Source organism: Caloramator quimbayensis (assembly GCF_900167605.1).
Taxonomy (GTDB): domain Bacteria; phylum Bacillota; class Clostridia; order Clostridiales; family Caloramatoraceae; genus Caloramator_B; species Caloramator_B quimbayensis.
In genome coordinates this window covers 1-17,237 of sequence record NZ_FUYH01000038.1, presented here as the reverse complement: position 1 = coordinate 17,237, position 17,237 = coordinate 1, and the positions used below count along the sequence as shown (strand labels likewise).

Genomic DNA, 17,237 nt, shown 5'->3' with positions numbered 1-17,237 from the left:
GTCAATTTTATGTCATGGTATTTGACATTATATATGATATAATAGAGCCAAAGCGATAATGATTAAAAGCACTGGTTATAAAACTGGTGCTTTTTCTGTAGCTCTATATTTATTTTGGTGTGACGGGCGGTATGAAATATAAATAAACCCAAAATAAATAGTAGGAGCTGATTTTTATGTTAAAACCGCCTATTTCGAGAATGGGAGGAAAGTCAAAATTAAGGAAAATAATTATAGAAATGATACCTGAACACATTTGTTATGTTGAATTATTCTTCGGAGCAGGATGGGTGTATTTTGGGAAGGAACCTTCAAAGGTTGAGGTTATAAATGATATTGATAAAGAAATAGTTAATCTGTTTAAAATGATGAAATATCATGAGGCTGAAATTTCAAGATTGCTGAAATATGAAGTAAGTGCGAGAGATGTTTTTGATAATTATATAAATACTGATATAAAATCATTAACTGATGTTCAAAGAGCAGTTAGATTTATTTTTATTTTATCACAAAGTTTTGCAAGTAAAGGTAAACATTTCGGATATGCGACAACGAATAGACCTAGCCCTCAAATATTTGAAACCGAATATTTAAAGCTTGTAAAAGATAGATTAAGAAATACTTATATTGAAAATTTAAGCTTTGAAAAAGTTATAGACAAGTATGATAGAAATCATACTTTTTTCTTTTGTGATCCTCCTTATTTTGAAACAGATGGATATGGAATAGAGTTCGAAAGGAAAGAACATTTACTTTTAAATACTATGTTAAAAAATTTAAAAGGTAAATTTCTTCTAACAATAAATGACCATCCAGAGGTTAAAGAATGGTATAGAGGGTTTAATATAAAAGAAGTTGAGGTTAATTATTCGGTGTCGAGAGAACAAAGTGCAAGAGGAAAATATAAGGAATTAATTATAACAAATTATTGATTTTAAGGAGGGAGAGGTGTTGAAAATTGATGGAATTATAAAACTACAACAGTCAGATGTTTATAAAAAATTAAATGATAAGAATTATGCTAAGAAGAGAAAGCAGTCTAATAATCAAGATAAGAAGAAGGAGCACCTCTCCTTTTATGATTTAAAAAATCTGATGGAAGATGCTCCTGTATATAAGCGGGGGAAGGGTGGGGCATATAAACAAATACGTTGATATTTATTTAAGTCGCTCAAGAATATCAGATTTGAAAAACAACCTATCACGTGGGAAAATTTTAATTGGGACCAATTTACCACGTTTTACGAGGTCATCAATGTTTTGACGGGTACAATTTAGAATTTGTACTGCTTCAGCAGTGTTTATTATTTCTTCAGACAAAAATTTTTTTAGTTCTTCTTTTGAATTAAATTGATACATACAATCACCTTCTTATTAAAATGATTAAATTTATTAAACTAATAACCAAACTAATAATACTAATAGCGATAGTAAGTTTCTCAATATTTTTCAAAATTATACCTCCTTTTAAATATATTGAGGATGTGATAATATGAAGATAGAAGAAATTAAAGGGAGACTAAGGGCTATTTTTTAGCCCTTAGTAAGTAGATTAAGTTGATAATTGAAATAATCAAGTTAGTGATTGCGGTTAGAAACTGGATTATTTCTTTTTTATCTCTCCCTTTTGATTTCTTCTTTTTCATTCTTATCACCTCCTCCTTACAATTATATTATATCATTATACTATGCGAATGTCAAGTACATTATATAAAAATTTTCATTTAATGGTAAAGAATAACTTGATATAGAGAGCTCCTAATAGAGCTCTTTTTTATGTGGTAAAGTAGGTGAAATTAATGACAGAAACAGAATTAATTAAATGGATTAATTTGTTAATAAAAAATAATAACATAAAAGCTTTTTATAACTCAGCTCTATGGGAACATACAAGACAAGAAGTATTGAGTGAACAACATTATGAATGTCAGATATGTAAGGATAAGGGAGTATATACGCCAGCAGTAACGGTACATCATATTAAATTTTTAAGGCAGCATCCAGAACTTGCTTTAACTAAAAGTAATTTGATGGCTGTATGTGAAGAGTGTCATTTTAATATACATCATAAACAAATTCCTAAAGAACAATTGAACGAGGAAAGATGGTAGTCACCCCCCCAGGTGAAAAAAATCAAAAAACTTTGCTTATAGGGAGAACGGGCAGCAGGGAAGACAAAACAGATATTTCTCGCGCGCGAGGAAAAATTGAGTGAAAGGAGGGATGGTATAATGGCAAGTGCAAAAAAAATAAGAGAATCACTGATTAAACAATTGCAGGATAAAGGAGCTAATGTCGAACATTTTATAAGCTTAATTGATGATTACTGTTGGTATTGGGAGCAGGAAAAGGCTATGCAGAAGGATATTAAAAAGCGAGGATATGTATATAATGCGATATCCGCTTCAGGAAAGGAATATGAAAAAGAGAATCCCTCCGTAAAAAATGCTCTCATGTATAATAAACAAAAATTGTCAATATTAAAGGAATTAGGATTAACGACTGATAATGTGGTAAGTGATGACGATGAGCTCTAAAAAGTTAATACCAGAAATTCAAAATTATATTGACTTGGTTCGAAGTGGAAAAATTGCTGTATGCAAGGAACAAATTTTACTGTGTGATTATGTTGAAAAGTGCTTTAATGATGGAAATATATTTGTTGATGAAGAACAACTGCATAAATATCTAAGTTTACAAAAATACTTTCCGTTCAAATTATTAGAATGGGAAGTTTTTTGTTTTACGCTTCATAACTGCACTTATTCTAAGCCTGGCATATTGAGATGGCCAGATTTGTTTATACTGGTAGGGCGTGGAGCTGGTAAAAATGGTTATTTATCCTTTGAAGATTTTTGCTTAATAAGTGAATATAACAACATAAAAGAATACAATATTGATATTTGTGCTAATGCTAAGGACCAAGCAAGAACATCATTTGATGATATTTATAATATTCTTGAAGAAAATGAAAATAAACTAAAGAATCACTTTTATTGGAATAAGGAAATGATAAAGTGCTTAAAAACTGGTTCTGTATTACGATTTAGAACATCAAATGCAAAAACTAAAGACGGAGGGAGGCCCGGTAAAGTTGATTTTGATGAGTACCATCAATATGAAGATTATAGACTAATAAATGTTTTTAAGACTGGATTAGGGAAAAAGAAAAATCCAAGGACAACAATAATAAGTACCAATGGTGATGTAAGAGATGGTCCATTGGATCATCTTATAGCAAGAGCTCAGCAAATTTTAAATGGAGTTATGTCAGATAATGGATTATTGCCTTTTATCTGTAAACTTGATGATGAAAAAGAAGTTGATAATCCTAAAATGTGGGATAAAGCTAACCCATCATTGCATTACTTTCCTGAGCTTAGGGCTCAGATAGAAAGGGAATATGTTGATTATAAAAACGATCCGATAAGCAATTCATCTTTTATGACTAAAAGGATGAATATACCACAAGGGAATAAAGATATTGAAGTTACTTCATGGGAAAACATATTGGCTACTAACCAGAAAATACCTGACCTAACAGGTTGCACCTGTGTAGCTGGACTTGATTATGCTAAGACAACTGACTTTGTTACTTCAGGATTACTTTTTAGGTATAAAGGTAAATACTATTGGCTAACGCATACTTGGGTATGTGAAAGCTGTAATGACTTAGGGAGAATTAAGGCACCTTTGCGCGAATGGGAAAAAAAGGGGTTGTTAACTTTTGTGAAAGGTCCCGAAATACCACCCGAAATTCCTGCTGGATGGTTAGCTGAACAGGCTAAAAAGTATAACATAACTGTTCTCGGCATGGATAATTACAGATATACACTATTGGCAAAAGCTCTACGGGAAGTTGGATTTGATACTGATAAGAATGGTGCCAATAATATTAAGCTTATGAGACCGAGTAATCAAATGCTTATAGCCCCAGTAATAACAAGCTTGTTCGTAAATCATAATATTGTTTGGGGAGACAACCCGCTGATGCGCTGGTATACAAACAATGCTTGTATTATAACGTCAGCATCCGGCAACATAACCTATGGCAAGATTGAACCTAAAAGTAGAAAAACTGATGGCTTTATGGCGTTTGTAGCTGCTATGTGTGTAAGTGGAGATTTAGAGGATAGTGGGGAAACTATAGACTTTGATTTTGGAGTTTATACTTATTAAAGCATTTTTTAGAAGAAGGAGGTTGAAAAGTGAGGTTTTTTGATTGGATTAAGGATTTTTTTGGAATAGAACAAAGTACAGTATATCTTAATCAGCAAGCTATCACTACACAAGAAGTACAGCTTGCAGTAAGAGATTTTGCGATATGCTCTGCAATTAATTTAATATCAGGAGCTATAAGTAAATGTGAATTCAAAACATATTCAAACGGTAACGAGTTTAAAGGAGATGAATATTATTTATGGAACGTGGAACCCAATAAAAATCAGAATTCAAGCCAATTTATACAAGAATTTATATCTAAGTTGCTTTATTATAACGAGTGTCTTGTTTTGGATATAAATGGTCAGCTTATAATTGCAGATGATTTTACCCAAACAGAATATGCAGTATTTGAAAATATTTTCTCTAATGTAATTAGAGGAACAATGAAGTTTGATAGAAGTTTCAAAATGAGTGAAGTTTTATATTTTAAGTATTGCAATAATGATATTCAGCAGCTCCTATGTAATTTAATGACAGGCTATAATAATCTCTTAAATATGGCAATAGGTAAATATAAACGTTCTGGAGGAAGAAAAGGGATTGCAAAAGTTGATAAAACCCCTTCGGGAGATTCTGAATTTCAAAAGAAGGTTGATGATTTATTTAACAATCGTTTTAAATCATATTTTGAAGCTGAAAATTCGGTAATTCATATACCAAAGGGCGTTGAATATATAGAACAGAATGGAGAAGGAAATAAAAAATCAACAAGTGATTTAGTTGATATTTCAAAAATAATTGAAGAAGAATTTGACAGAGTAGCACAAGCATTTAAAATACCACCAGCATTATTAAAAGGGGATATTGCAGATATAGGAAAACTTACAGATAATTTTTTAACTTTCTGTATAGATCCTTTAGTTGATTTGATTAGTGAAGAAATAAACCGCAAGAGATATGGCAAGAAAGTATTTTTAAAGAATTCATATTTAAAGATAGATACTACCTGCATAAAGCATATTGATATTTTCTCGATTTCAGAAGCATTTGATAAGCTTGTTGCAAGTGGTGGATATAGTATTGATGAATTAAGAATTAAGGCAGGTGATATTCCTTTGAATACTGATTTTAGCAAAAAACACTGGATGACTAAAAATTATACAGATATTCAAACAGTGAAGGGAGGTGAAGAGTAAATGCCAAAGCCAATTTATTTAATAAGGCAATCTACAGAAGCTGATACATTAGATTTGTATATCTATGATTATGTTGAAGGCGATAGTACAGATTGGTGGACTGGAGAAAAAATAGAAAGCCAAACATCAGCTAATTACATTCAAAAACAATTAGAATCTGCCAAAGGAGTAAATAAAATAAATATTTATATTAATTCTTATGGCGGGGAAGTTAAAGAAGGATTAGCAATTTATAATCAGCTTAAAAGACATCCAGCTCAAAAGATAGTATATATAGATGGTTTTGCTTGCTCGATAGCTTCAGTAATTGCTATGGCAGGGGATAAAGTTATTATGGGACCTAATACTTTAATGATGATACATCATGCGAGTATGGCTGCATGGGGAAATTCTGAAGAATTGAGGAAAGCAGCAAACGATCTTGAAGTAATAGATAAAGCGAGCTGTTCAAGTTATCTTGCTAAAGCTGGAGATAAATTAAGCGAAGAAACATTAACACAGCTTTTAGACAATCAAACTTGGCTTAATGCTGAGCAATGCTTAAAATATGGGCTTTGCGATGAAATAGCAGGTATGGAGAATGAAAACATTACAAAGGCACAGCAAAGATTTAATGAAGCTATAAGACAGCAAATGCAAAGCTTAAAACCAGATATAAAAGTACCTGAGGAATTCAAAAATCAAAAAACAAATGCTGAAAAATTAATGGCAGCTTTTAAAATTAATAAAAAAATGGAGGGAAGATAATATGACAATGAAAAGCAAAGATTTATTACAACAGGAGCTAAGGGAGAACTTAATTCAAGCTCTAAAGAGCGAAGATGAAAATGCTATTGTACAAGCATTTTCAAATTTTGCAGATTCAGTACAAAAAAATATAATGGAGGAATATGCTGCATATCAAAAAACACAGGATAGTGCAATTCTTGCTAAACGTGGGGTACATCAGTTAACAGCAGAAGAAACAAAATTCTATCAGAATATAATTGGTGCTATGAAGTCATCAAATCCACAGCAAGCATTTACAGGCCTTGATACTGCGTTCCCTGAAACAGTTATAGAGAATGTAATTGCTGATATAAAATCAGCCCACCCATTACTTGACGCTATTAATTTTACTAACACAACTATTTTAACTAAGATGATTATAAACAAACAAGGTACACAGTTAGCCACATGGGGGCCTTTAAATTCTGAAATAACAAAAGAATTATCAGGAGCAATAGGAAAAATTGATTTGACACTATGTAAATTGTCGGCATTTATGCCTATTTCAAAAGATATGTTATCCGTAGGTCCTGAGTGGATAGATGCATACGTAAGGGGAGTACTTTCAGAATCAATAGCTTTGGCCCTTGAAACTGCTATAGTTGATGGAACAGGAAATAATGAGCCTATAGGGATGGATAGATGTGTTGCAGATAACGTAACAGTTACTGGAGGGGTATATCCATTAAAAACACCTATTACTGTAAATGACCTTAAACCTACTACGTATGGAACTATTTTAAGTACGTTAGCTCAATCTCCAAACGGAAAAACAAGACCTATAAATAATGTTTTACTTGTTGTAAATCCAACGGATTATTTTACCAAAATAATGCCAGCAACTACTATTAGAGCAGCTGATGGAACATATACAAGAGATGTATTCCCATTCCCAACAACAGTTGTGCAATCACCTGCAGTCCCAGCTGGTAAGGCTATTTTTGGTATTGCTAATAGATATTTTATGGGGATTGGAGCAGGAACCAATGGTGGAAAGATTGAATACTCAGATGAATTTAGATTCTTGGATGATGAAAGAGTTTATCTTACTAAGCTGTATGGAAATGGCAGAGCATTAGATGACAATGCATTTATACTTGCTGATATTAGTGGATTAACCCCAGCAACACTTGAAGTAGCAGTTGCAAATGTTGTAAAGACTAAAGAACAGGTTTAATAGAGGTGATATAAATGCCGGAATCTATATCTCAATTATTATTACCGTATGTTAAGTCATATTTGCATATAATATGGCAGGATGAGAATACTGACAATAATTTAACCGGCATGATAAATAGAGGAATGGCACGTTTGCAAGAAATAGCAGGCGTGCCTCTTGATTTTATTGCCGAAGATTTGCCAAGAGCCTTACTTTTTGATTATTGCAGATATGCCAATAGTCATGCACTTGAGATGTTTGAAAAAAACTTTGCTTCAGAGCTTATGAGCTTGCATATTAAAGGTCAAGTTCAGGCTAATAGCGAGGTGGCACCATGAAAATAAAAACAGACATTGAATTTATAAGTTTTAGTGATGGAATATGTGATATTTACTCAATTGATGAAGAAGGGAATATAACATATAAATTTAGAGGATTAGGATTTGCTAATCGTGTGTTAGGATTTAAAAGATACTTTACTGCTGCAGCTAATCAAGTGAAAACGGATAGAGTAATAAGGATACCTAATGTATATGGTATTGATAACCATGATATTGTAGAAATTAGAGGCAATGGGAAATATGACATTGAATTGATTCAAAATATATTTGATTCTAATCCTCAATGTATTGATTTGACATTGAGGCAATTAGAGGTGATAAGATGAACATAAAAATAGATAATTTAGCTGAAGTAATATCAAAGGAATTAGAAAATTATTCTCAAAATGTTACAGATGGTATTAAAAAAGCTATTGATAAAGTGGCGGATGAAACTAATGAAGAAATTAAAAAACATATAACATTTAAACAGCATACAGGAAAATATGTTAAATCTTTCAGATTAAAGGTATCTTATGAAGATAGATATAATAAAAGAAAAACATGGTATGTAGCTAATGGCCAACATAGGCTAACTCATTTGCTTGAATATGGACATGCATTAAGAACTGGAGGTAGGGCTAAAGCATTTCCACATATTCAATACGGAGAAGAACTTGCAAAAAAGCAAATGGAGGAACTTGCAAAGGAGGCGATAGAAAATGCTAACAGATATTAAAGCATGGTTAGAAACTACAGGTTTTAAAGTTGCTGAAGAACGGTTTTTAAAGCCTCCACAATTGCCCTATTTAATTTATATAGAAAATAAAGAAATAGATGGAGCAGATGATAAAAATTTTATAGCAAATAGAAACATAACTGTTGAGTTATATACTGATAAAATAGACCATGCTGCAGAAGAAAAGATAGAAACGCTACTAAACGAAAAGGCCATAAAGTATAGAGTAAATCGGACTTGGATTGATAGTGAAAAGTTTTATGAAACAATATATGAATTTAACCTAATAGAAAAAGTATAGGAGGGATAAAATGGCAACTGCAGGCAAAAAAATAGTTTTAGGTTCCGGGAAACTATATATAGCTGAGTTTTCTAATGGAACGATACCTGATAATGCTACTCTTGAAGTAGATAGCAACTTACTTGGTCTAATTCAAGGAGGTGCAACGCTTGAATACAAACCTAAATTTTATGAGGTTACAGACGACTTAGGGCTTGTGCAGAAAAATATTTTAACTGATGAAGAAGTAACTTTAAAATCTGGAGTTATGACTTGGAATGGTAAAACACTTACAAAACTTTGCAGTACTGCAAGAGTTACAGAATCAGCAGGAAAAAGAACGGTAAAAATTGGAGGAATAGGCAATCAGGACGGAAAAAGTTACGTCATTAGATTTGTACATGAGGATCCGACAGATGGAGATATACGTGTAACAATCGTTGGTAATAATCAATCCGGCTTTAGTTTAGCATTCAAGAAGGATAAAGAAACAGTTATTGATGCGGAATTTAAGGCTTTACCGCTTGATAGTGAAGGCACAAAGATAATATACGAGGAAGAAATACCTACAACCTAAAGGGCAGTGGATATAAGCTGCCCTCTTAGAAACTGAAAGGAGCAATAGCTATGTTTGATATAAGCACTGTAAATAAGAGATATTTTGTAATTAAGATAAACGATTTAATGCTTGAAGTTGAACCTCCAAAGCTTAAGGCATTAAAGAAAATATTTGAACTTTCACAGGCAAAGAATGAAGAGGCTATTAATAATCTATCTGAAGCTTTAAAAATGATTTTAAACAAAAATAAAGCTAACATAAAAGTTACAGACGATATAATTGAAGAACTTGACTTGGATGAAATGAAAGAAATTATAACAGTATATTTTGAATGGCTAAATAAAGAGAAGAACTCAAAAAACTAAAAATCCCATATTATCCTATTGATGATGAGGATAATATGGGCCATTATGAGGTAAATACATTAGAAGAAAAGTTGGTTTGTGATTATACAGGATATAATTTTGATAGATTAGAAGAATTAACAGTTTTTGAATATTGGTTATTATTGAGAGATGCCGTTATATATAATTATAACCAGACAAAAGAAGGAAGAGAGTATCTTGAAAACTGTTGGAGATTAGAACAAACAGAGCCGGATAGAAAGATTTTGAGAGAAAAAACAAGAAGAAAGGAGGGATAAAATGGCAGGAAATATTAAAGGAATTACGATAGAAATAGGCGGCAATACTGCCCCTCTTGAAAAGGCATTGCAAAATGTAAATAAAACAAGCAGAGATTTGCAAAGTGAGCTTAGAGAAGTAAACAAGGCCTTGAAGCTTGACCCTAAAAATACTGAATTACTTACACAAAAACAAAAGTTACTTAATGAAGCAGTTTCAAACACAAAGGAAAAACTTGAAACATTAAAAGAGGCTGAAAGGCAGGTTCAAGAACAATTTAAACAAGGCAAAATTACTGAAGAACAGTATAGGGCTGTTCAAAGAGAAATAATTAAAACAGAGCAAGAGCTTAAAAATCTTGAAAAACAACTTAACAATACTAATAATAAGTGGAAAGATACTGCAAAGGCTTTAGAGGATTTTGGAAATAAAACAGGTAAACTTGGTAAAAAGTTTGCACCTGTTTCAGGAGCTGCAGGAGCTGCCGCAGGTGCTCTTGTTGGACTTGCAGTAAAGTCAGGACAGGCGGCAGATGATTTGAACACTCTTTCAAAACAGACTGGATTAAGCACAGAAACACTTCAGAAGTTTAAGTATGCAAGCGACATAATAGATGTATCGATGGAAACATTAACGGGCTCCTTGGCAAAATTAACAAGAAGTATGGCCAATGCTCAGGGGGGCTCTAAGGATGTTCAAGCTGCATTTAATCAGCTTGGAGTATCGATAACTGATAATACTGGACACTTAAGGGATAATGAAGAAGTCTTTAATGATACGATAAAGGCTCTTGGAAATATTTCAAATGAGACTGAAAGAGATGCCCTTGCTATGAAGATATTTGGTAAATCAGCACAAGAGTTAAACCCTCTTATTCTTGGTGGTGCAGATGCTTTAAAACAGCTTGGGGAAGAAGCTAAAAATAGAGGACTTATAATGTCCCAGGAGGAACTTGATAATATAAATGAGTTTAATGATGAGATAGACAAGTTAAAGGCAACTGCAGGAGCAGAATTTGCAAAAATTGGTGCTGATATAGGGAAAATATTATTGCCAACATTAAAAGATGTTGCAGAAGCAATAAAAGATGTTTTATCTTGGTTTTCATCTTTAGATGTAGGAACAAAGAAGATTATATTAACAGTATTAGGTGTAGTTGCAGCAATTGCACCTACTTTAATATTTATTGGAAAAATAGCAACGGGTATAAGTGCAATTATGAACTTAATTACCGTATTAGGGCCTGTTGTAGCAGGATTATCAGTGCCAATTGGGACGATTATAGCTGTTGTTGGTGGGTTAATTACTGTTGGTGTGCTTTTATATAAAAACTGGGATGAAATAAAGGAAAAAGCTGGTCAGCTCTGGCAAGGGATAAAGGATGTTTTTGGGAATATAGGCAACCATGTAAAAGATACTTGGAATGGTGTAAAAGAAAAAACATCTGAAACATGGAATAATATAAAACAAAGTACGAGTGAAGCATGGCAAAATATCAAGGATAAAATTAATGAGCATGGTGGAGGAATTAAAGGCGTTATAGGAACATATATGGATGGATATAAATTTATATGGCAAACAGGATTTAATTTGATGGATAAAATAACAGGTGGCAAATTAACTGATATATGGAATTCGATAAAAGAAAAAATGCAAAGTATACGTGATACGATATTGGGATGGAAAGAAAAACTTGCAGAAGCATGGGATAAAATTTGGAATTTTAAATTGCCTCATATAAAGCTGCCGCATTTCTCTATAAAAGGAGAGTTTAGTTTAAAGCCTCCAAGTGTTCCTCATCTTGATGTTAATTGGTATAAAACAGGTGGTATTTTTAATTCCCCTTCTATAATTGGTGTTGGAGAGGCAGGAAGTGAGGCTGTTCTACCAATAGATAGATTAGATGAATTGATGGCAAAAGCTATTGAAAAAGCAAAGGGCAATAACAACGGAATCACATTTACTATAGAAAATTTCTATAATAATTCAGATAAAGATATAGAACAGCTTGCTTATGAACTTGAATTTTATAGGCAGAGGATAACGATGGGGAGGAGTGGTAAGTGATGCTGAGCTTTAATTTTGCAGGAAAAGACAGTTATTTAGATTACGGAATTATTATTAAAAGACCATCTTTGTCATCTCCTAAAAAAAGAATTTCTTATATAGAAATTCCTGGTAGAGATTCAAGTTTAAGATATGATGAGGGAACATTTGAAGATATAACTATTACTGTGGAATGTACTTTAATAGGTGATAATTTATTTGAAAAAATAGACCAAATAAAAGCATGGCTATTTGGAGCAGGAGAAAGTGATTTAATTTTTTCGTTTCAGAATGATAAAAAATATCTTGCACAGGTTGTAAACTCAGTAGATTTTAAGCAAATAATAAATTATATTAGTGAATTTCCAATAATCTTTAATTGTAGACCATTTAAATATGCAGTTTTAAATGACTTAGTTACAATAACCCAAAGTGGGACTAATTTAATAAATCCAGGAACAATATATAGTTTGCCTAAGATTTACGTTTATGGCTCAGGAGATATAACGATTAAAGTTAATGGTGAAGAATTAAAGATTAATAGTTTTCAGAATAAAATAATAATAGATTCCATTCTTTATGACTGCTATGATGACGATTTTAACAATTTAAATTCAAAGGTTGATGGTAACTTTCCTATTTTAAAAGTAGGTAGCAATATTATTGAATGGACAGGAAATGTATCAAAGGTTGAGATATTACCTAACTGGCGGTGGTTGTAATGATTTGTGTTTACGATAAAAAGACTAAAAAGGGTGAATTTGAAAATATAGGACTAGGTGTTTTAGATGAGTGTATATCAGCTGAAATAACAGAAGAACTAAATGGTGAATACAGTTTATATTTAGAATATCCAGCAAACTCTAAAAAAGCTAATTACTTAGTAGAGTTTAATATTATAAAGGCAAAAGGGCAGCTTTTTAGAATATACAAAGTCGAAAGAATTGGTGAAAAAATAGGGAAAATAAAGGTATGGGCAAGGCATATATTTTACGACCTTGCTTTTTATTTTATAGAAGCGGTTACGTTAGTTAATGCAAACATGAAAGAAGCAATAGAAGGAACCATCCCACCTGAGGCACAATCGGTGTTTAAATTTACAGCACCAGAGGAGAACATTTATCCATTTAGCATAAGAAATGCAAATTCACTTGAGGCTTTTTTTAAGATAATTCAGTTTTATGGCGGAGAAGTGAAAAGAGATAATTACAATGTCGAAATACTTAAACAAATAGGAAATAACACTGGGATATTAATAAAATATGGGAAAAACATAAAAGGAATAAAGGCAATAATTGATACTAATGATTTTGCAACAAAGATATATCCAATAGGGAAAGATAACTTAGTTCTTCCTGAAAGATATATTGAGGCTGAAGGTGAGGTTTCTAAGATTTTACCGTATCCAATAGTTAAAAAGGTTGAATTTGATACAGGCGACATTGATGAATTAAGAAGCTTAGGAAAGGAATATATAAAGAAAGCATCAAATCCTTTTATAAATATAGAAGTTGACTTTTTAGAGCTTTCAAAGATAAAAGAATATGAAAACTATAAAAGCCTTACGGAAGTTAATCTTGGTGACGAGGTTGAAGTTAAGCATGAACTTTTAGGAATTACAGCAAAGCTAAGGGTTATAAAAAAAAGAATAGATCTTTTAAATCCTTTAAATACCAAAATAGAATTAGGAAATCCATTAAATACGATAATTGAAAAATTAGATTTTGAATCAATGCTTGAAAAGATAGAGAGTAAAATAACAGGTTCACAAAATCAACTTATTTTAAAAAGAAACGCTGATACATTAAATATTTCAACTACAAAATATCAAGCTATGATAATAGGTTTTTCAGTTTCAGCAGATACAAACTTAACATCAAATATTGTAATATCAGGGAAGGCAAGCTCTGATTTAACATTAAGTATATTCTTTTCTTTGGATAACAAATATTATGATTTAAAGCCAGTTCAAAAGGTAGCAGCTGGGGATAATATAATTAATGTTACACTTCCAATGCCTCAGATTACAGCAGGACAGCATGCTTTTGTTATTGAAATGCAGACTACAAGTGGAACCTTTACTATTGAGAAAAATAACCTACAGGTAACAATTGAAGGAAGAAACTTAGAAGGTGGATTAAGCCCTAAACTTCCAAGAGCAGAAGTTTTACAAGCATTCTTATACGAATTGTTTTTAAATAAGATACAGCAACAAAAGCAAGATATAGTTATTACAAGTGATCAAAAGATTATAAGTGATATTGACCCTAACATAGCACAGACAAATTCATATGCTGATTACTTAGCTAAATCACTGGAATATTTTATTGATATAAATATTTTAATAGTCCCAAAGTTATAAAGCAGAGGTCTGACTTTTTAATACCTTCAGGTAAAAACATCTCAAACATAACTGTTGATACAAGCTTTGTAAGAAGAGATACAAGTGGCAATCCAATCCCAACAAAAGAAAATAAAAATAATGTTTGCATAAGAGGGTGGTAATTTGAGAGAAGTTGTTTCATACAATAAAGACTTTTTAAGTAACACAGTTTTTATAGAAACAAAACTGAAAGATGAGAGAGGAATAAAAGGCAAAGTATTAGTTGAATTGTTTGATTCGAAAACAAATAAAAAAGTAAAGGAAGCATATACTGAGAACATTATTCCAGACCTGTTTTTTAAGGATATGTTTATAAGACATTTTGCAGGAGGAATAATGGGTATAGGCCCAAGGGAGTCAGATTACTATAATAATAATTTTGAATGTATATATTTAACTGATTCAACAAAACCAGAGTCAGCAAATACAGAAAGAATATCAGGAAATATAACAGGGTATGCCTATAGAAACACAGAATATTCAGGGACAGATCCTTTAAGAGGAACAATAAACAAAGCAGAAAGCAAAATGGAATTAGCAAATGGCAAAATAAGAGTCACTTTTGTTTTTGACTTTCCAACCCATGCTGCAAATGGTAAGTTTGAATCTATTTATTGGGGATGTGATATGCAATATAAGGATTATCATTACATTGGGCCATATATTTGGGGGAGAAATAATTATGGCGATGGATATGAAAATATAAATTGTAATTTGAATCCAAATAGGTTTTGGGCTTTAACATATGGATTATTAGGAAATGGATTTTATACTAGAGGATTTAATTTTACAGATTATTACAAAGGTTATACAATAGTTGATGGTTCAGATTCATCGATATATCGATCAAGTTATATAAGTTTTCCACAAGAATTAATTGGGCATTTATTTTATATTCCATTTGATTTTAATAGAAATGAATTTGTGGATTTTTCAAAAGCAGTTAAATTGCTTAATAGTTCGGGAGGTGCCTTTGGTGCATCTAATATAACAGAAGTAATGCCTATATATGATGCAAATGGTGATATTGATTATTTTATCGGGATTTTTATTCGTTATAGTTCACCCAACTATTACATGAGGATATATAAATGGAGTAAAGTTGGGGTTTTAATACATGATTCAGGAGAAATGAATATTACTACAAAATATAAAGATGAATACAATACTAATTTTAATTACCAAAATTATTCATTAAACCCCCTGTATTGGGGAGATGGGTATATAGAAATCTATGGATTCAATTCAAGAACTGATACTCAATATAATGAAACGGTTTATACGAATAGGCTTTTAAGGGTTGATTTAAACGGTAATATTATAAGCGAACTTAATTTAAAACCTAAAATAGGAAGCTCGACATGGTTTGCTTCAAAAAGAATGAATAGTGGGAATATAGAAAGGAGATGTTATCTAAAAAATTTAACATGGAGAACAAGAAACAGAATTTATTTATATTATAATGGAATTCAAGGCGGATCTTCATTTTATCAAGCAATAACACCTGATGGAAACATATTAGAACCAGTAAGAAATAATTTTGGCATTTATGAAAATTATTTTAATAGATATAACATATTAGGAACTGATAAAAATATAGCCTTTTATTCATATTATAGCTCGCCAAGCTATAATATAGCGCTAAATCATTTAGCATTGAATGGACCCTGTGGTGCTCATACAAAGCTTGCTCAGCCAGTTGAAAAAACTGATGCAAATACAATGAAGATACAATATACATTTGAGATAGACTTAATAGATTATGCCTTTGATTATTATTAAAGAAGGGATGATTAAGATGAAAAACAACACATTTCAATTAATCTCTGCTACAATAGAAAGATACGGTTACATTTATGAGAAGCTTTTGAGCATAGAGAGTTTAACTCGAGGGGGGAAAATACACTTGGGGGTGCAACAATGAGTGAATATAGCGAAAAACTTTGTAATGAAAAGCATAAACAACTTGAATCAAGAATTAATACGCAAGAATTCAGGCTAAATAATCATTCTGAAAGGCTTGACCGAATAGAACAACGGGGAGCGGCAGTTGACGCCAAAATTGAGAATCTATGTGACCAAATAAAGTCTTTAGTAGCAATAATGAAATGGTATATAGGTTTAACAGTAGGAGCTTTAGTAAGCTTCTTTTTTTATGCTATTGAAAAAGGATTGTTTAAATAAGGAGATGATAACATGTTACCCATAACACAGATGCTTTTAACAAACCACAATAGACCTAAAATCAAGCTAAAAAAGCTAAAAGTTATTGTAATGCATTGGACCGCAAACACTGGCAAGGGAGCTAATGCTGTTGCAAATAGAAATTATTTTAATTCTACAGATAGATATTGTTCAGCTCATTACATAGTTGACGATCATCAAATAATTCAATGTATTCCTGACAATGAAGTTGCTTATCATGTTGGTGCTAACAAGTATATGCCAGCAGGACAAAAAATAATGGAGGGGAAATGGGGCCCAAACTTCTTTACTATAGGCATAGAAATGTGTGTAAACAGTGATGGCAATTGGGATAAGACCTATCAAAATGCTGTGGAGCTTGCAGCAAATCTTTTAAAAAAGCATGGGCTTTCAATTAACAATTTATATAGACATTATGATATTACGGGAAAAGATTGTCCAAGGATGCTTTTAAGTGATTCTGCGTGGAATATATTTAAGTCAAAGGTTCAAGCTCAAATGAATCATTCATCACCACAACATAATCAATATAAAAAAGGCGAGGTAATTGCTACAACTTTGAACTGCAGAGAAAAACCGGATAAGAATGCAGCTATAAATGGTAAACTGTCCAAAGGATCACAAGTAACAATTTATGGAGAGCAAGAGGATTGGTATTTAATAAATAATAAAGCACCGCAGTGGGTTTGCAGAGATTATATAAAAATAATTTAAGGGAGGTTTTATTATGTTAAAAGATATATTAATGCAAGGCTTAACAATTCTTATTCAGTTAGTGGTGCTCTTTGTTATGGG

Annotated in this window: 22 protein-coding genes; 21 read left to right on the top strand and 1 reads right to left on the bottom strand. The window is 31.8% G+C overall.

Annotated elements, in window-relative coordinates:
- The first annotated feature begins 176 nt into the window (after positions 1 to 176).
- Complete coding sequence (locus tag B5D15_RS14175; protein WP_078697766.1) at positions 177 to 932, top strand: DNA adenine methylase; 756 nt, start codon at positions 177 to 179, stop codon at positions 930 to 932.
- Positions 933 to 951: 19 nt separating this feature from the next.
- Entirely contained in the window at positions 952 to 1,155 is a 204-nt protein-coding gene (locus B5D15_RS14170) for a hypothetical protein (RefSeq protein WP_078697765.1), read from the top strand.
- A gap of 3 nt (positions 1,156 to 1,158) precedes the next feature.
- On the opposite strand, the gene B5D15_RS14165 is transcribed toward B5D15_RS14170, so the two are convergent.
- Entirely contained in the window at positions 1,159 to 1,359 is a 201-nt protein-coding gene (locus tag B5D15_RS14165; protein WP_078697764.1) for a MerR family transcriptional regulator, read from the bottom strand.
- Between the two features lie 440 nt (positions 1,360 to 1,799).
- Between B5D15_RS14165 and B5D15_RS14160 the strand changes: the two genes are divergently transcribed.
- The 19 genes from B5D15_RS14160 (at position 1,800) to B5D15_RS14070 (ending at position 17,156) form a co-directional block, all read left to right on the top strand.
- The gene (locus B5D15_RS14160) at positions 1,800 to 2,111 is read left to right on the top strand and encodes an HNH endonuclease (protein ID WP_078697763.1); all 312 of its coding nucleotides are present in this window, start codon (positions 1,800 to 1,802) and stop codon (positions 2,109 to 2,111) included.
- Between the two features lie 120 nt (positions 2,112 to 2,231).
- Positions 2,232 to 2,537: a P27 family phage terminase small subunit gene (locus tag B5D15_RS14155; protein ID WP_078697762.1), complete on the top strand. Its 306-nt coding sequence runs from the start codon at positions 2,232 to 2,234 to the stop codon at positions 2,535 to 2,537.
- Positions 2,521 to 4,179 (top strand): terminase TerL endonuclease subunit, encoded by a 1,659-nt coding sequence (locus B5D15_RS14150; protein ID WP_242948763.1) that lies wholly within the window; start codon positions 2,521 to 2,523, stop codon positions 4,177 to 4,179. The genes B5D15_RS14155 and B5D15_RS14150 overlap by 17 nt, the downstream gene beginning before the upstream one ends.
- Positions 4,180 to 4,208: 29 nt before the next feature.
- Complete coding sequence (locus B5D15_RS14145; protein ID WP_078697761.1) at positions 4,209 to 5,360, top strand: phage portal protein; 1,152 nt, start codon at positions 4,209 to 4,211, stop codon at positions 5,358 to 5,360.
- Positions 5,361 to 6,107, top strand: a complete 747-nt coding sequence (locus B5D15_RS14140; RefSeq protein ID WP_078697760.1) for a head maturation protease, ClpP-related — start codon at positions 5,361 to 5,363, stop codon at positions 6,105 to 6,107.
- 1 nt (position 6,108) lies between these two features.
- Complete coding sequence (locus B5D15_RS14135) at positions 6,109 to 7,305, top strand: phage major capsid protein (RefSeq protein WP_242948762.1); 1,197 nt, start codon at positions 6,109 to 6,111, stop codon at positions 7,303 to 7,305.
- Between the two features lie 14 nt (positions 7,306 to 7,319).
- A complete protein-coding gene (locus tag B5D15_RS14130) occupies positions 7,320 to 7,625 on the top strand; it encodes a hypothetical protein (protein ID WP_078697759.1) in 306 nt (101 codons plus the stop codon).
- The gene (locus B5D15_RS14125; RefSeq protein ID WP_078697758.1) at positions 7,622 to 7,954 is read left to right on the top strand and encodes a hypothetical protein; all 333 of its coding nucleotides are present in this window, start codon (positions 7,622 to 7,624) and stop codon (positions 7,952 to 7,954) included. The genes B5D15_RS14130 and B5D15_RS14125 overlap by 4 nt, the downstream gene beginning before the upstream one ends.
- Positions 7,951 to 8,346 carry an HK97 gp10 family phage protein gene (locus B5D15_RS14120; protein WP_078697757.1) on the top strand — a complete coding sequence of 132 codons (396 nt, stop codon included), beginning with the start codon at positions 7,951 to 7,953 and terminating at the stop codon, positions 8,344 to 8,346. Before B5D15_RS14125 ends, B5D15_RS14120 begins: the two co-directional genes overlap by 4 nt.
- Positions 8,330 to 8,647: a hypothetical protein gene (locus B5D15_RS14115; RefSeq protein WP_078697756.1), complete on the top strand. Its 318-nt coding sequence runs from the start codon at positions 8,330 to 8,332 to the stop codon at positions 8,645 to 8,647. Before B5D15_RS14120 ends, B5D15_RS14115 begins: the two co-directional genes overlap by 17 nt.
- Positions 8,648 to 8,657: 10 nt before the next feature.
- Positions 8,658 to 9,203: a hypothetical protein gene (locus tag B5D15_RS14110; RefSeq protein ID WP_078697755.1), complete on the top strand. Its 546-nt coding sequence runs from the start codon at positions 8,658 to 8,660 to the stop codon at positions 9,201 to 9,203.
- 50 nt (positions 9,204 to 9,253) lie between these two features.
- Positions 9,254 to 9,550, top strand: a complete 297-nt coding sequence (locus B5D15_RS14105) for a hypothetical protein (protein WP_078697754.1) — start codon at positions 9,254 to 9,256, stop codon at positions 9,548 to 9,550.
- Between the two features lie 35 nt (positions 9,551 to 9,585).
- Positions 9,586 to 9,828 carry a hypothetical protein gene (locus B5D15_RS14100; protein WP_242948761.1) on the top strand — a complete coding sequence of 81 codons (243 nt, stop codon included), beginning with the start codon at positions 9,586 to 9,588 and terminating at the stop codon, positions 9,826 to 9,828.
- Position 9,829: 1 nt separating this feature from the next.
- On the top strand, positions 9,830 to 11,875 hold the full coding sequence (locus B5D15_RS14095) for a phage tail tape measure protein (protein ID WP_078697752.1): 2,046 nt from the start codon (positions 9,830 to 9,832) through the stop codon (positions 11,873 to 11,875).
- Positions 11,875 to 12,576, top strand: a complete 702-nt coding sequence (locus B5D15_RS14090) for a distal tail protein Dit (protein WP_078697767.1) — start codon at positions 11,875 to 11,877, stop codon at positions 12,574 to 12,576. Before B5D15_RS14095 ends, B5D15_RS14090 begins: the two co-directional genes overlap by 1 nt.
- The gene (locus B5D15_RS14085; RefSeq protein ID WP_078697751.1) at positions 12,576 to 14,216 is read left to right on the top strand and encodes a phage tail spike protein; all 1,641 of its coding nucleotides are present in this window, start codon (positions 12,576 to 12,578) and stop codon (positions 14,214 to 14,216) included. The genes B5D15_RS14090 and B5D15_RS14085 overlap by 1 nt, the downstream gene beginning before the upstream one ends.
- 144 nt (positions 14,217 to 14,360) lie before the next feature.
- Positions 14,361 to 16,019: a hypothetical protein gene (locus tag B5D15_RS14080; RefSeq protein WP_143287329.1), complete on the top strand. Its 1,659-nt coding sequence runs from the start codon at positions 14,361 to 14,363 to the stop codon at positions 16,017 to 16,019.
- 138 nt (positions 16,020 to 16,157) lie between these two features.
- Positions 16,158 to 16,421, top strand: coding sequence for a hemolysin XhlA family protein (locus B5D15_RS14075; protein WP_078697750.1), 264 nt, complete (start codon positions 16,158 to 16,160; stop codon positions 16,419 to 16,421).
- Positions 16,422 to 16,433: 12 nt separating this feature from the next.
- A complete protein-coding gene (locus B5D15_RS14070) occupies positions 16,434 to 17,156 on the top strand; it encodes an N-acetylmuramoyl-L-alanine amidase (protein ID WP_078697749.1) in 723 nt (240 codons plus the stop codon).
- Positions 17,157 to 17,237: the final 81 nt, after the last annotated feature.

What these genes read in the sequence shown, in the direction of transcription:
- B5D15_RS14175 (WP_078697766.1), top strand. Translation starts at nt 177, where the DNA reads ATGTTAAAACCGCCTATTTCGAGAATGGGAGGAAAGTCAAAATTAAGG.
- B5D15_RS14165 (WP_078697764.1), bottom strand. Translation starts at nt 1,359, where the DNA reads ATGTATCAATTTAATTCAAAAGAAGAACTAAAAAAATTTTTGTCTGAA.
- B5D15_RS14160 (WP_078697763.1), top strand. Translation starts at nt 1,800, where the DNA reads ATGACAGAAACAGAATTAATTAAATGGATTAATTTGTTAATAAAAAAT.
- B5D15_RS14155 (WP_078697762.1), top strand. Translation starts at nt 2,232, where the DNA reads ATGGCAAGTGCAAAAAAAATAAGAGAATCACTGATTAAACAATTGCAG.
- B5D15_RS14150 (WP_242948763.1), top strand. Translation starts at nt 2,521, where the DNA reads ATGACGATGAGCTCTAAAAAGTTAATACCAGAAATTCAAAATTATATT.
- B5D15_RS14140 (WP_078697760.1), top strand. Translation starts at nt 5,361, where the DNA reads ATGCCAAAGCCAATTTATTTAATAAGGCAATCTACAGAAGCTGATACA.
- B5D15_RS14135 (WP_242948762.1), top strand. Translation starts at nt 6,109, where the DNA reads ATGACAATGAAAAGCAAAGATTTATTACAACAGGAGCTAAGGGAGAAC.
- B5D15_RS14130 (WP_078697759.1), top strand. Translation starts at nt 7,320, where the DNA reads ATGCCGGAATCTATATCTCAATTATTATTACCGTATGTTAAGTCATAT.
- B5D15_RS14125 (WP_078697758.1), top strand. Translation starts at nt 7,622, where the DNA reads ATGAAAATAAAAACAGACATTGAATTTATAAGTTTTAGTGATGGAATA.
- B5D15_RS14120 (WP_078697757.1), top strand. Translation starts at nt 7,951, where the DNA reads ATGAACATAAAAATAGATAATTTAGCTGAAGTAATATCAAAGGAATTA.
- B5D15_RS14115 (WP_078697756.1), top strand. Translation starts at nt 8,330, where the DNA reads ATGCTAACAGATATTAAAGCATGGTTAGAAACTACAGGTTTTAAAGTT.
- B5D15_RS14110 (WP_078697755.1), top strand. Translation starts at nt 8,658, where the DNA reads ATGGCAACTGCAGGCAAAAAAATAGTTTTAGGTTCCGGGAAACTATAT.
- B5D15_RS14105 (WP_078697754.1), top strand. Translation starts at nt 9,254, where the DNA reads ATGTTTGATATAAGCACTGTAAATAAGAGATATTTTGTAATTAAGATA.
- B5D15_RS14100 (WP_242948761.1), top strand. Translation starts at nt 9,586, where the DNA reads ATGGGCCATTATGAGGTAAATACATTAGAAGAAAAGTTGGTTTGTGAT.
- B5D15_RS14095 (WP_078697752.1), top strand. Translation starts at nt 9,830, where the DNA reads ATGGCAGGAAATATTAAAGGAATTACGATAGAAATAGGCGGCAATACT.
- B5D15_RS14090 (WP_078697767.1), top strand. Translation starts at nt 11,875, where the DNA reads ATGCTGAGCTTTAATTTTGCAGGAAAAGACAGTTATTTAGATTACGGA.
- B5D15_RS14085 (WP_078697751.1), top strand. Translation starts at nt 12,576, where the DNA reads ATGATTTGTGTTTACGATAAAAAGACTAAAAAGGGTGAATTTGAAAAT.
- B5D15_RS14075 (WP_078697750.1), top strand. Translation starts at nt 16,158, where the DNA reads ATGAGTGAATATAGCGAAAAACTTTGTAATGAAAAGCATAAACAACTT.
- B5D15_RS14070 (WP_078697749.1), top strand. Translation starts at nt 16,434, where the DNA reads ATGTTACCCATAACACAGATGCTTTTAACAAACCACAATAGACCTAAA.